Below are 13,204 nucleotides of genomic sequence, written 5' to 3'. Positions count from 1 at the left end.
ACCTGCGCAGTGTAGCCATTTGCGCAGCGTGGAATCTTGCAAATTAATGACATATGGCAATCTTCGCGCCATTCGGCGCCCGGTGGCGATTGCCCGTGGCGGGGTAATCTTGAATAATCAGCCATTGAGAATGACTTGCAGATACTAATGAATCCCGCAGCAATTGGCCTACCCAGTATCCTGACTATTGAAGATGACCCCGTGCTGGGCGCTTATGTCCATGAGCACCTGGGCCGCTGTGGTTTCCACGTGACCTGGTGCCAGAATGGCCAGCAGGGCCTGCAGATGGCGCGCGAGCAGGCCTTTGACGTGGTGTTGATGGATATCCTGTTGCCGGGGATGGACGGCCTGTCGATCCTCACTCATCTGCGCCAGAGCCATTCGATCCCGGTGATCCTGATGTCTGCACTGGGCGCCGAAGCCGATCGCATCAGTGGTTTTCGCCTGGGGGCCGATGACTATCTGCCCAAGCCGTTCAGCATGATCGAGCTGCGCGTACGCATCGAAGCCATCCTGCGCCGGGTGGCCCTCGACCGCCGTCCGCTGCCGATCTCGGCGCCGGTGCACGACGATGCCCGCACCCTGCGTTTCGATGATGAACGGTGTGATGTCTTCCATCTTGACCACTGGGCCGGCTTGACCCGCAGCGAATTCCGCCTGCTGGAAACCCTGCATCGCAACAGCGAAGAAGTCCTCAGCAAACCTTTCCTGTACCAGCATGTGCTGCAACGCGGTTATGCGCCCCATGACCGCAGCCTCGACATGCATATCAGCCAGATCCGCCGCAAGCTCAAGGCGATCAACTACACCGAGCGCGAAGTGCGCACGGTGTGGGGCAAGGGCTATGTGCTGAGCGGTCACGATGACGGGCTTTGAACGCCCCTTGAAACGGCTGCCGGGCCGGCACTCGTTATTCTGGAAGCTGGCCTGCCTGCTGATTGCCTTTTGCTTGCTGATGATCTGGCTCAGTTGGTCCTGGGGCCGCTACATGGAGCAGAAGAACGCCTACCTGTCCGATGAGGCGCGAGTCACCTTGAGTGGTTATGCGGTCGCGGCTGAGCAGGCGTGGACTCGCGATGGCAGTGCCGGCGTCGACGCTTGGCTGCAGGCGATGGGCAAGCGTGAAAGTACCTGGATAGGCGTGATCGGCAATGACCTGCAATCGTTGAGCAGCATCCCGCTGAGCGACAACGAAAGCCAGCGACTGACCTTTCTGCGTGGGTTGGATTGGCCGGTGAGCCGGCATGTCAAAGGCCTGCCATGGCTGAAGATCCCGTTTCCGACCGACCCCCATGCGGGGTCGCTGGTGATCGAGTTACCCCAGCGCTTTATGCCGGGGCGCTACCAACTGTTCTGGCGAGTGGTGACCAACGGGGTGATTCCCGGCCTGTTTACCCTGTTGCTGTGCATCGGCCTGTATCGGCTGCTGATCATGCCCCTCAATCAACTGCGCGAGCAGGCCAATGCCTGGCGCGCCGATCAGTTGAATACGCGGTTGTCCCACGACGCGACCAGTCGCCAGGACGAGTTGGGCGAACTGGGGCGAGCGTTCGACCATATGTCCGAGCGTTTGCAGGGCACCGTGGTGTTGCAGCAACAGTTGCTGCGAGACATGTCCCATGAGCTGCGCACCCCGCTGAGTCGACTGCGAGTGGCCTGTGACAGTGAGCAAGACCTGACGCAGTTGCGCGAGCGGCTCGGCCGTGAAATCGACGCGATGCAACGCCTGGTGGAAGACAGCCTGCAACTGGCCTGGCTCGACACCGAACGGGCGCCGCTGCCCCAGGAAGCTATCCAGCTTCAAGCGCTGTGGGACATGTTGCGCGAAAACGCCTGCTATGAGAGCGACTGGCCAGCGTCGCGGCTGCCATGCCTGCTGGGGGTGGACTGCTGGGTGCGAGGCAACCTGAATGCGTTGGCCCAGGCTTTGGAAAACATCTTGCGCAACGCTATCCGCCATTCACCGTTGGGCGGTGTGGTCAGCCTGGACGGGCGTCGCGAAGGTGATTGTTGGCATGTCTGGCTGGAGGATCAGGGCGGCGGGATCGATGAAGGGGATCTGGAACGGATCTTCGCGCCTTTTACTCGCCTGGACGGTTCACGCCCCGGCGATGGCGGCTTCGGACTGGGCCTGAGCATCGCCCGCAACGCCGTGCAGCGCCAGGACGGCAGCCTGTGGGCGGAAAATACCGGGCAAGGCCTGCGCGTGCACCTGCGCTTGCGGGCCTGCTAAGCGCGACGCTGTTTGCGCTTTTTCCACTGGTGGGCCACCCACCAGCGCCAGTAGCCCATGGTCAGGCAATAGGCGAGGGCGCCCAGCACCAGCCCCAACACCACTGAACCCAGCAGGAACGGCTGCCACAAGGTGCTCAGTTGGCCACTGATCCATTCCCAGGTCAGATCGTCGGGCAGGCTGCGCGGTGGCACGTTCATCAGCCACGCGCCGGTCATGTAGGTGCAGATAAAGACCACCGGCATGGTGATCGGGTTGGTCAGCCACACCAGGCTGACGGCGATGGGCATGTTGCCGCGCACGGTGATCGCCAGGACCGCGGCTAACAGCATCTGCAAGGGGATTGGGATAAACGCGGCGAACAAACCCACGGCCATTGCGCGTGCGACCGAGTGTCGGTTCAGGTGCCAGAGGTTCGGGTCATGCAGCAACGTGCCGAGAAACTGTAATGACTTATGTTCCCTGATACTCGTGGGATCGGGCATGTACCGTTTGAATAAGCGCCGGGGCATAAGGGATCCAGGTCAGTTCGAGGGGCAAGTATGCCCGCATTCTATAAACAGAAAATTCAGACTTTGTGACAAAACATCATAGGCCGCCCTGGGCATCCGGCTAAGACTGAGTGGATCACTTGAAAAGGATGATTCATGAGGACAGGGATGTGCGCGTTTGCGCTGGGGCTGCTGGCCCTGCGTTTTTTGCCGGCGTTGCCGCCTATGGGATGGCTGGTTGCCTGGCCGGTGCTGGCGTTGATGTTGTTGCCGTTTCGTACCTACCCACTGGCGTTTTTCCTGCTGGGGCTGAGTTGGGCATGCCTCAGCGCACAGTGGGCGCTGGATGATCGTCTGATGCCTGTCCTGGACGGCCAGACGCGCTGGCTGGAGGGCCGGGTGATCGGGTTGCCGCGACAGACGGGCGAAGGTGTGCGCTTCGAACTGGCCGATAGCCGGTCGCGCAATGCCCGCTTACCCAAACGCATCCGCGTGTCCTGGCGTGGCGGGCCGCCGGTGCGCAGTGGTGAACGTTGGCGCCTGGCGGTTACCCTCAAGCGTCCGACCGGGTTGCTGAATTTCCACGGGTTTGATCAGGAAGCCTGGCTGTTGGCCCAACGCATCGGCGCCACGGGCTCGGTCAAGGATGGCGAGCGCCTGGCGCCAGCCCGCAATGCCTGGCGCGACAGCGTGCGTCAGCGCCTGCTGGCCGTGGATGCCCAAGGCCGGGAAGCAGGCCTGGTTGCCCTGGTACTGGGCGACGGCTCAGGGTTGGCCGCTGCCGACTGGCACGTGTTGCAGGACACGGGCACCGTGCATCTGCTGGTCATTTCCGGCCAGCACATCGGTTTGCTGGCGGGTTTGATCTATGGGCTGATCGCCGGGTTGGCCCGCTACGGTTGCTGGCCGCGAACCTGGCCGTGGTTGCCCTGGGCGTGTGGCCTGGCGTTCAGCGCTGCGTTGGGCTACGGCTGGCTCGCAGGGTTTGGCGTGCCGGTGCAACGAGCTTGTGTGATGGTCGGGTTGGTGTTGGTGTGGCGGCTGCGCTTCCGGCATCTGGGGCTGTGGTGGCCGTTGCTGCTGGCGCTCAATGGGGTGCTGGTGCTTGAGCCGTTGGCCAGTTTGCAGCCTGGGTTCTGGTTGTCGTTTGCGGCGGTGGCGGTGCTGATTCTGGCGTTTGGTGGGCGGTTGGGGCCGTGGAGCCTGTGGCAGGCATGGACCCGACCGCAGTGGCTGATTGCCATTGGGCTGTTTCCGGTGTTGTTGGTGTTGGGACTGCCCATCAGCCTGAGCGCACCGCTGGCCAACCTCGTGGCTGTGCCGTGGATCAGCCTGGTGGTGTTGCCGCTGGCGCTATCGGGGACCGCATTGCTGCCATTGCCATTTATTGGCGAAGGTCTTCTGTGGATGGCGGGCGGCGCTCTGGATGGTTTGTTCAGTGGGCTGGCGTGGCTCGCCGGACACATGCCGGCCTGGATCCCGGCGCAAGTACCATTGGGTTACTGGCTGGTGAGTCTGCTGGGTGCCGTGTTGCTACTGCTGCCCAAGGGCGTGCCGTTTCGCGTATTAGGCTGGCCGATGCTGTTGCTGGCGGTGTTCCCTCCGCGAGAACTGGTGCCCCACGGGCAGATGGAGGTGGTGCAGTTGGACGTGGGGCAGGGGCAGTCGCTGATTCTGCGCACGCGCCACCATGCATTGCTTTACGACGCCGGACCGCGTACCGGAACCTTTGATCTGGGCGCGCGCGTGGTGCTGCCGTCGTTACGAAAACTCGGGGTGAGGGCATTGGACCTGATGCTGCTCAGCCACGCCGATGCGGATCATGCCGGCGGCGCGGCGGCGATTGCCACGGGCATACCGATCAAGCGCGTGGTGGGCGGGGAAACCGATGGGCTGCCGGCATTTATCGGTACGCAACCTTGCGTCAGCGGTGAGCGATGGACCTGGGACGGGGTAACGTTCGAACTCTGGCAGTGGCCTGGAGCTATCAGTGGTAACGCAAAGTCCTGCGTGTTGCAGGTGCAGGCCAATGGCGAGCGCCTGTTGCTGACCGGCGACATCGACCGCGAAGCCGAACAGGCCATGCTCGCGTCGCCTCTGGCGGTGCCCACCGAGTGGCTGCAGGCGCCCCACCATGGCAGTCGCAGCTCTTCTTCCAGGGCGTTTGTCGAGCGGCTCTCCCCCCGTAATGTGCTGATCTCGCGGGGGCGCGGCAATGCGTTCGGCCATCCCCATCCGCAGGTGCTGGAACGTTACCAGCGGCTCGGCAGCCAGGTGTATGACAGCGCCGAGCAGGGGGCCGTGCGTGTGCAGCTGGGAGCATTCGCGCCACCGGTCGTTGCGCGCAGTCAACGCAGGTTCTGGCGCGAGCGCTTACCCTAGGGGTTCAAGGCCTCGGCGGATGGGGTCTGTGGCCGACGCACCTATATGGTAAAGTGGCGCACTTTTTCGAGGGGACATTCACTGTGTGGGAATTGGTCAAATCCGGCGGCTGGATGATGTTGCCGATCATCATGAGCTCTATCGCCGCACTCGGCATCGTCGCCGAACGCCTGTGGACCCTGCGCGCCAGCCGCGTGACCCCCGAGCATCTGCTGGGGCAGGTCTGGGGCTGGATCAAGAACAAGCAACTGGACAAGGAAAAGCTCAAGGAACTGCGCGCCAACTCCCCGCTGGGTGAGATCCTTGCCGCAGGCCTGGCCAATTCCAAGCATGGTCGCGAGATCATGAAGGAGTGCATCGAAGAGGCCGCCGCCCGTGTCATTCATGAACTGGAGCGCTACATCAACGCCCTCGGCACCATCGCCGCCATGGCGCCATTGCTCGGCTTGCTCGGCACGGTGTTGGGCATGATCGACATTTTCAGTTCGTTCATGGGCTCCGGCATGACCACCAACGCGGCCGTGCTGGCCGGTGGTATCTCCAAGGCACTGATCACTACGGCGGCCGGCCTGATGGTGGGTATTCCTTCGGTGTTCTTCCACCGTTTCCTGCAGCGCCGCATTGATGAGCTGGTGGTGGGCATGGAGCAGGAAGCCATCAAGTTGGTGGAAGTGGTGCAGGGCGACCGCGACGTGGATCTGGTTGGGGGCAAAGCGTGAAATTTCGCCGCAAGCAACGGGAAAATGTCGATATCAACCTCGCGTCGCTGATCGACGTGGTGTTTATCCTGCTGCTGTTTTTTGTCGTCACCACTACTTTCACCCGGCAAACCGAGCTGCGCGTCGACCTGCCGGAAGCCGTGAGCGGTTCGCCGGCCGAAGACCAGCAAGTCAAGCAACTGGACATCGCCATCAGCGCCGACGGGGTGTTTTCGGTGAACAACCAGTTGCTGGAGAAAAACGACCTTGCCAGCTTGATGGAAGCCTTGCAGAAAGAGTCCGGCGGCGACACGCAGTTGCCACTGTCCATCAGTGCCGATGGCAAGACCCAGCACCAGGCTGTGATCACCGCGATGGACGCTGCCGGCAAGCTCGGTTTCAGCCACTTGCGCATGAGTACCGTCGAGGCGGCGAGCCAACCCTGATGGCCATGTCCGATCGTTTGCTCAAGGCCTGGTACGAGGGCCACCCGGCACTTTCGCTACTGCGGCCGCTGGAGTCCCTGTATCGCCGGGTGGTGCAGCGCAAGCGCGCACGGTTCCTGGCGGGAGAGGGTGATATTTACCAATCGCCGGTGCCGGTGGTGGTGGTCGGTAATATTACCGTGGGCGGCACCGGCAAGACGCCGTTGATCCTGTGGTTGATCGAACACTGTCGGCGCAGCGGCTTGCGTGTGGGTGTGGTCAGTCGCGGTTATGGCGCCAAGCCACCACAGTTGCCGTGGCGGGTCGAAGCCAGCCACAGCGCCGAGGTGGCGGGTGACGAACCGTTATTGATCGTGCAGCGCTGCGGCGTACCTTTGATGATCGATCCCGATCGCAGCCGTGCGGTCAAGGCGCTGCTGGCCAGCGACACTCTGGACCTGATCCTCTCCGACGACGGCCTGCAGCATTACCGCCTGGCCCGCGACCTTGAACTGGTGCTGATCGATGCCGCCCGTGGCCTGGGCAACCGTCGCTGCCTGCCGGCGGGGCCGTTGCGCGAACCGGTGGAGCGGCTGCAGAGTGTCGATGCGTTGCTGTACAACGGCGCCGCTGGCGACCGCGAGGACGGCTTTGCCTTTCGTTTGCAGCCTACTGCACTGGTCAACCTGCAAACCGGCGAGCGCCGGCCAGTGGATCATTTTGCGGCGGGCCAGCAGGTGCATGCGGTCGCCGGCATCGGCAACCCGCAACGTTTCTTCAATACCCTTGAAACGCTACACTGGCAGCCGATACCCCATGGGTTTGCCGACCACGCGACTTACAGCGCCGAGGTCCTGAATTTTACGCCTTCATTGCCGCTGGTCATGACCGAGAAGGACGCGGTGAAGTGCCGCGCCTTCGCCCAGCCCGACTGGTGGTACCTTGCGGTGGATGCGCTGCCGTCGCCGGCGTTCATCGCCTGGTTCGACACGCAGCTTATGCGTCTGTTGCCAGCCCGTCTTTTGCCTTAAACCGCTTTTTTCCAGGAAACACTCATGGACACCAAACTGCTCGACATCCTCGCTTGCCCGATCTGCAAAGGCCCGCTCAAACTCAGCGCCGACAAAACCGAGCTGATCAGCAAAGGCGCCGGCCTGGCGTACCCGATCCGTGATGGCATCCCGGTAATGCTGGAAAGCGAAGCCCGTACCCTGACCACCGATGAGCGCCTGGATAAATGACCACCGCCTTTACCGTTGTCATTCCCTCCCGCTATGCGTCGACCCGCCTGCCGGGCAAACCGCTGCAACTGATCGGCAACAAGCCGATGATCCAACTGGTGTGGGAGCAGGCCTGCAAAAGCAGCGCCGAGCGCGTAGTGGTGGCCACCGATGACCCACGCATCATCGAGGCCTGCAAAGGCTTCGGCGCCGAGGCGGTGCTGACGCGTGAAGACCATAACTCCGGCACCGACCGCCTGGCTGAAGTGGCCACAAAGCTCGGCCTGGCGCCCGACGCCATCGTGGTCAACGTGCAAGGTGACGAACCGTTGATCCCGCCCGGCGTTATTGACCAGGTGGCCGCCAACCTGGCCGCCCATGGCGAAGCGCGCATGGCGACCCTGGCTGAGCCGATCGAAGACGTCGAGACCCTGTTAAATCCGAATGTGGTCAAGGTGGTCAGCGATATCAACGGCCTGGCGCTGACGTTCAGCCGTTCGACCCTGCCGTGGGCACGCGATGCGTTTGCCAAGCAACCGGATGTACTGCCGGAAGGCGTGCCGTATCGCCGTCACATCGGCATTTATGCCTACCGCGCCGGTTTCCTGCATGACTTCGTCAGTTGGGGCCCGTGCTGGCTGGAAAACACCGAATCCCTGGAGCAACTGCGGGCGCTGTGGCACGGCGTGCGCATCCACGTGGGCGATGCACTGGAAGCGCCGCCGGCTGGTGTCGACACTCCCGAAGACCTTGAGCGCGTCCGTCGCCTGCTGGGGGCCTGATGGAGGTTTTGTTTGTCTGCCTGGGTAATATCTGCCGCTCGCCCACCGCAGAAGGCGTGCTGCGTCACAAACTGCGCGAAGCGGGGCTGACTGGGCAGGTCGATGTCGCGTCCGCCGGCACCGGTGAGTGGCATGTCGGCAACCCGCCGGACCAGCGCAGCCAGCGTGCGGCGTTGGCCCGCGGCTACGATCTGTCGGCCCAGCGTGCCCGGCAGGTCTCCCGCGCCGACTTTGCGCGCTATGACCTGATCCTGGCCATGGATCACAGCAACCTGCGCAACCTCAAGGCGATGCAGCCGGGGCAGGGCAAGGCGGAGCTGGACCTGTTCCTGCGCCGTTACGATGCCGAAGTGGACGAAGTGCCAGATCCGTACTACGAAGGTGAACAAGGCTTCGAACGGGTCCTGGACCTGATCGAACAGGCCTGTGATTTATTGGTGATCGAATTGAAGGGGCGGTTATGACCTTGCAGGTGCTTGCGCAGGTATCGCTCAAGCCATTCAACAGTTTTGGCATTGATGTGCATGCCCAGCTGTTCGCCGAGGCCCACAGCGACAGCGATGTGCGTGAGGCCCTCACCTATTCCACCGCACACAATGTGCCGTTGCTGGTGATCGGCGGCGGTAGCAACCTGTTGCTGACCCAGGACATTCCGGCGCTGGTGCTGCGCATGGCCACCCAGGGCATTCGTGTGCTGCACGACGACGGCCTGCACGTGGTGGTCGAGGCCGAGGCGGGCGAAGCCTGGCACCCCTTCGTGCTGTGGACCCTGGACCAAGGTTTCTGTGGCCTGGAAAACCTCAGCCTGATCCCCGGCACCGTCGGCGCCGCGCCCATGCAGAACATCGGTGCCTACGGTGTCGAGATCAAGGATGTATTCGCTGGCCTGACCGCCCTGGACCGCCGCACCGGCGAACTGCGCGACTTCAGCCTGGAAGAATGCAACTTTGCCTACCGTGACAGCCTGTTCAAGCACGAGACCGGGCGCTGGCTGATCCTGCGCGTGCGCTTCGCCCTCAGCCGCGCCAGCCACCTGAAACTCGACTACGGCCCGGTGCAGCAGCGCCTGGCGGCGCAGGGGATCACCGAGGCGACGCCGAGCGACGTCAGCCGTGCCATCTGCAGCATTCGCCGTGAAAAACTGCCGGATCCGGCGGAGCTTGGCAATGCCGGCAGCTTCTTCAAGAACCCGTTGGTCTCCCAGGTGCTGGCGGCTGAGCTGCAGGCGCTGTATCCGGACCTGGTGGCCTACCCGCAACCTGACGGGCAGATGAAGCTCGCCGCCGGCTGGCTGATCGACAAGGCCGGCTGGAAGGGCTTCCGTGAGGGGGACGCCGGCGTGCACAAACTGCAGGCGCTGGTGCTGGTCAACTATGGCGCCGCCTCGGGGCATGACATTGCCAACCTGGCCCGCCGCATTCAGCGAGACATTCTGGAGCGCTTCAAGGTCGATCTGGAAATGGAACCCAACCAGTACTGATCTTCTGAAAACAAAAATGCCCCGCATCTTTCGATGCGGGGCATTTTTATTGAGGCAAGTAATCAGTCATCGCGGCTCATGATGCCGAAGATCTGCAACAGGCTGATGAACAGGTTGTAGATCGATACATACAGGCTGATGGTCGCCATGATGTAGTTACGTTCACCGCCGTGGATGATCGCGCTGGTCTGGAACAGGATGCACACCGAGGAGAACAGCACGAAACCTGCGCTGATCGCCAGTTGCAGCCCGCTGATCTGGAAGAACATGCCCGCAACCACTGCCGCCAGCAACACGAAGAAACCAACGGTGATGAAACCACCCAGGAAGCTCATGTCCTTGCGGGAGATCAGCACATAGGCCGACAGACCACCAAACACCAGCGCCGTCATGGCAAACGCCGAGCTGACCACTTCCGCGCCGCCGGCCATGCCGAGGTAACGGTTGAGGATCGGGCCGAGGATAAAGCCCATGAAGCCGGTCAGGGCAAATGCCGACACTAGGCCCCACGCAGAGTCGCGCAGTTTGTTGGTGAGGAAGAACAGGCCATAGAAGCCGATCAGCACCACAAAGATATTCGGGTAGCCAACGCGCATCTGCTGGGCCACGAACGCCATCACGCCGCTGAATGCGAGGGTCAGGGCGAGCAAGCCATAGGTGTTGCGCAACACGCGGCTGACTTCAAGCTGCTCAGCCTGCGCGTTACCATTCACTGCGTAATTCTGTTCGCGCATGGCGACACTCCTTCAGTTTTGAAACGTTCAGTCGCAAAGATCATAACAGACGCTCTGTAACAAGCTATGGCGAGAGTTTGACAGTGTGTTTCATTCGGGTATTATGGCGCCCGCTGAGACGGGATAGGCTACTATAATCCTGTGATGCACAAGGGAAATTGGCAGAGTGGTTGAATGCACCGGTCTTGAAAACCGGCGGACGTTAATAGCGTCTCCAGGGTTCGAATCCCTGGTTTCCCGCCAAGATTCAAACGAAAGCCCCGCGAATGCGGGGCTTTTGTGTTTCTGGGGTTTGGGGCGGCTACCCCGCTTCAAGCCTGATCGTTTCCGCATCATTTCAAGCTGTTTGCGATTGGGGCAGGTGCAGTAGTCACGACCTCCTTCTTGTGCTCGTATCGCTGACGCTAGCGCGCTCGCGAACGTTTTTTCGACGAGTGACGTGTCTAGATCAATGGTTCCGTGAGTATTGGGGTTGTCACCTCGAGCTTCGGCGTCTACCCTGAAAATGTATGGATTGTTACGAATAATTTCGGAGGCGCCAGTTTTTGAGGCGCGATACTTCAGGACGAGGAACGAAACATGTTTTCACACGAGGGTCCCGCAATAGAGCTGTTGCTGTTCGTTTTTGGTCTGGCTGGCGTACTGCTCGTCGCTTGGTTTATTCACCATCAATACGAACGTAAAAACGGGAAGGGCGTTAAAAAACAACAAAATCGTAGCGAGGGTCGCTCAACCTAAGGTCCTTTCGGCTATATCCATTCGAGCCAGTCGTTTCCGGCTGGCTTTCAATGACTACTCCTCTACAGAACAGATCCAGCGATGATTGTGCCGATATGGCGCACGGATGAAATGGACGTCTGAAACCATCTTCATCCCGCGTCCCTGAAGCGCTTGGGTCAGTTGTACGAGTGTCTCTGCTTGGATAGTCATTGCTGTCACCTCATCAGATTTACTGCGTTCATAATTCCTGACCGGACGGACAACTGACTAATTCAAATTTTCTACAGCGCTGATTGATGTATGAATCACATTGGGGGTGAACTGCGTGTACCATTCCTGCCAAGCTTTTCCTCGTCATCTCTTTGATTTTTTACTACTATTGTTCACCTGCGCACTCAAGGAAGAGCGGCTGAGCGCCTTGAGTCTGGTAGAAAATGTACGCTCGATCATGGATTGAGTGATGACTTTTACCCAGAACCTAACGACTCAGCCAACCCCAAATACCTCTTGGTGAAACCGATGAATAAAATGTGTGGCATCGTTGTAGTGGTAGGTCTTGCTCTCTCGGGATGCGCTACGAAAACCCCAGAAAAACCTAAAGAGACTCCCCCTCCAGCCGTCGTCCATGAAGCACCCGCTGAAGCCGCGCCTTCGACACCACCAGAAAATTTCACTGTGCGATATGAGGCTGCACCTGCGAACCCACGTCCTGTAGCCCCAATCAATGTCTCCCAGGAGGCTGCTCAGGAAGAATCTGAAACAAACTTGAACCAGAATCGCGCCGAGCAATGCCGTAAAGAGCTCGATGTTCTAAGGGTGTACAACAAGGCGTCTTACGATAAATACGAGGCGCAATACCAGGCCATTGCTGCCAAGACGGCCAAGTACATGGAAGTCAAAGACTCGTTGGGTGCTGATTTGAACTACATGGTCATGCCGGCCTATCAATTTCAAATTCGTGAGTTCTGCTTCCGGGTCAAGACCCGTTTGACGGAGCTTGTGCTTCGCCAAGCCAAATAATCGTTCCACGTCAGGGTGAGTCTTTTGCCAGTTGAAACGCTGAAAAAGATGTTCATTTCTGCTTGATTTGCCCAGGACTACAAAAGCCAATGCCCCGACACGTCGGGGCATTGGCTTTTAATCGGCGCGCGCGGTGTTGATCAGTCGCAAACCGCTGCCTCCTCACCCGGTACATCTCCCCACCCGCATGGCTCAACAGGGCATCGGCATCCAGCTCATCCTCCCCGGAAAAAAGACCACGCCGATACTGCAGCCGGTTGTCCAAGACACCTGCCCAAACGTATGATCAGGCCGGGCGTCCTCTACGGTCGCCGGGACTCACCCCCTTTTCAAGGACACGAGCATGCAAAAGCACTTCGGCAATTCAGGCCTGTTCAAGGCTGCTTCGTATCGTTGCAACAAAACCCTCGGCAATGGCATCGCCCGCTGGGAGTTGAACAACAGTGCGTTGAATACGAAGGAGTTTTTGATATGTCCAAAGAACTACTCGGAGTTTCTGCTCTAGGGTTGATGGTCCTTGGTGAATTTTGTGCAATCTACAGCGAGGTAATCACCGCCCGGCTGGCTCAGGCGGGCGACGGTTCATGGCAGGCGTTCGTCATGCCGGTGGTGGTGATGTGTTTTGCCGGGCTTTGCCTGCTGGGAGCTTACTGGCTGGGGTATCGGGCGGTCGGTGATATCTGGGTGGTGACAGTCGTTTCCATCACCTCGTTATTGCTGCTGGAGCCTGTGGTGATCTGGGCGCTGTTCCAGGAAATGCCCGGGCGAGGTGCCCTGATCGGGTTTTGCTTGGGGGCTCTGGGCATGCTGGCCACGGTCTTGCTGTAGTTGCACGTTCTGGCCCGGCCAATGGGTGTCGGGCCAGATGCTGAGGGTGTTGCAGGCAATACCTTCCTGCGCCGCAGCCGCGGCTGAATTTGAAGTCGGTGACACGTTGTTCAGCAAAAAAGCTGAGCTACCGAAAGCAGGCAAATCATTTGAACAACCATTTGCGCCCGAATTGGATGTTTCATTGCCGT

14 protein-coding genes and 1 tRNA gene are annotated in these 13,204 nt (G+C 60.3%); 13 read left to right on the top strand and 2 right to left on the bottom strand.

Features of this window, described 5'->3' with window-relative positions:
- Positions 1-147: 147 nt before the first annotated feature.
- Positions 148-876, top strand: a complete 729-nt coding sequence (locus BM110_RS06040; protein ID WP_093123780.1) for a response regulator transcription factor — start codon at positions 148-150, stop codon at positions 874-876.
- Positions 863-2,233: a sensor histidine kinase gene (locus BM110_RS06035; RefSeq protein WP_093512748.1), complete on the top strand. Its 1,371-nt coding sequence runs from the start codon at positions 863-865 to the stop codon at positions 2,231-2,233. The genes BM110_RS06040 and BM110_RS06035 overlap by 14 nt, the downstream gene beginning before the upstream one ends.
- Here BM110_RS06035 and BM110_RS06030 read toward each other — a convergent pair.
- Complete coding sequence (locus tag BM110_RS06030) at positions 2,230-2,745, bottom strand: DUF2062 domain-containing protein (RefSeq protein WP_071491867.1); 516 nt, start codon at positions 2,743-2,745, stop codon at positions 2,230-2,232. The two genes, BM110_RS06035 and BM110_RS06030, sit on opposite strands and share 4 nt — an antisense overlap.
- A gap of 135 nt (positions 2,746-2,880) precedes the next feature.
- Here BM110_RS06030 and BM110_RS06025 point away from each other — a divergent pair, with 135 nt between their 5' ends.
- From BM110_RS06025 to murB, 8 genes are all read left to right on the top strand, one after another.
- Positions 2,881-5,106 (top strand): DNA internalization-related competence protein ComEC/Rec2, encoded by a 2,226-nt coding sequence (locus tag BM110_RS06025; RefSeq protein ID WP_093512746.1) that lies wholly within the window; start codon positions 2,881-2,883, stop codon positions 5,104-5,106.
- An 83-nt stretch (positions 5,107-5,189) separates the two neighbouring features.
- The gene (locus tag BM110_RS06020) at positions 5,190-5,825 is read left to right on the top strand and encodes a MotA/TolQ/ExbB proton channel family protein (RefSeq protein ID WP_058425437.1); all 636 of its coding nucleotides are present in this window, start codon (positions 5,190-5,192) and stop codon (positions 5,823-5,825) included.
- Positions 5,822-6,250, top strand: a complete 429-nt coding sequence (locus BM110_RS06015; RefSeq protein ID WP_058425436.1) for an ExbD/TolR family protein — start codon at positions 5,822-5,824, stop codon at positions 6,248-6,250. Before BM110_RS06020 ends, BM110_RS06015 begins: the two co-directional genes overlap by 4 nt.
- Positions 6,250-7,260, top strand: a complete 1,011-nt coding sequence (gene lpxK, locus BM110_RS06010; RefSeq protein ID WP_093512744.1) for a tetraacyldisaccharide 4'-kinase — start codon at positions 6,250-6,252, stop codon at positions 7,258-7,260. Before BM110_RS06015 ends, lpxK begins: the two co-directional genes overlap by 1 nt.
- Positions 7,261-7,284: 24 nt before the next feature.
- Positions 7,285-7,470, top strand: coding sequence for a Trm112 family protein (locus BM110_RS06005; protein WP_003174668.1), 186 nt, complete (start codon positions 7,285-7,287; stop codon positions 7,468-7,470).
- Positions 7,467-8,231: a 3-deoxy-manno-octulosonate cytidylyltransferase gene (kdsB, locus tag BM110_RS06000; RefSeq protein WP_093512742.1), complete on the top strand. Its 765-nt coding sequence runs from the start codon at positions 7,467-7,469 to the stop codon at positions 8,229-8,231. The genes BM110_RS06005 and kdsB overlap by 4 nt, the downstream gene beginning before the upstream one ends.
- Positions 8,231-8,695, top strand: a complete 465-nt coding sequence (locus BM110_RS05995; protein WP_071491863.1) for a low molecular weight protein-tyrosine-phosphatase — start codon at positions 8,231-8,233, stop codon at positions 8,693-8,695. The genes kdsB and BM110_RS05995 overlap by 1 nt, the downstream gene beginning before the upstream one ends.
- Positions 8,692-9,711 (top strand): UDP-N-acetylmuramate dehydrogenase, encoded by a 1,020-nt coding sequence (gene murB / locus BM110_RS05990; RefSeq protein WP_092245147.1) that lies wholly within the window; start codon positions 8,692-8,694, stop codon positions 9,709-9,711. The genes BM110_RS05995 and murB overlap by 4 nt, the downstream gene beginning before the upstream one ends.
- Before the next feature lie 62 nt (positions 9,712-9,773).
- Here the strand turns inward: murB and BM110_RS05985 are convergent, their stop codons facing one another.
- Complete coding sequence (locus BM110_RS05985) at positions 9,774-10,445, bottom strand: Bax inhibitor-1/YccA family protein (protein WP_093123758.1); 672 nt, start codon at positions 10,443-10,445, stop codon at positions 9,774-9,776.
- Between the two features lie 152 nt (positions 10,446-10,597).
- On the opposite strand from BM110_RS05985, the gene BM110_RS05980 reads away from it, so the two are divergent.
- The 3 genes from BM110_RS05980 to BM110_RS05970 all read left to right on the top strand — a co-directional run bounded on the left by BM110_RS05980 (position 10,598) and on the right by BM110_RS05970 (position 13,013).
- Positions 10,598-10,688 (top strand) — tRNA-Ser (locus BM110_RS05980).
- Positions 10,689-11,618: 930 nt separating this feature from the next.
- Complete coding sequence (locus BM110_RS29730; protein ID WP_256575358.1) at positions 11,619-12,185, top strand: hypothetical protein; 567 nt, start codon at positions 11,619-11,621, stop codon at positions 12,183-12,185.
- Between the two features lie 510 nt (positions 12,186-12,695).
- Positions 12,696-13,013, top strand: coding sequence for a hypothetical protein (locus BM110_RS05970; protein ID WP_170856081.1), 318 nt, complete (start codon positions 12,696-12,698; stop codon positions 13,011-13,013).
- The last annotated feature ends 191 nt before the right edge of the window (positions 13,014-13,204 follow it).

The organism is Pseudomonas sp. NFPP28 (genome assembly GCF_900115535.1).
In the GTDB taxonomy this organism is placed as follows: domain Bacteria; phylum Pseudomonadota; class Gammaproteobacteria; order Pseudomonadales; family Pseudomonadaceae; genus Aquipseudomonas; species Aquipseudomonas extremorientalis.
The sequence above is the reverse complement of the archived record's forward strand: the minus strand, read 5'-3'. Positions and strand labels throughout refer to the sequence as shown.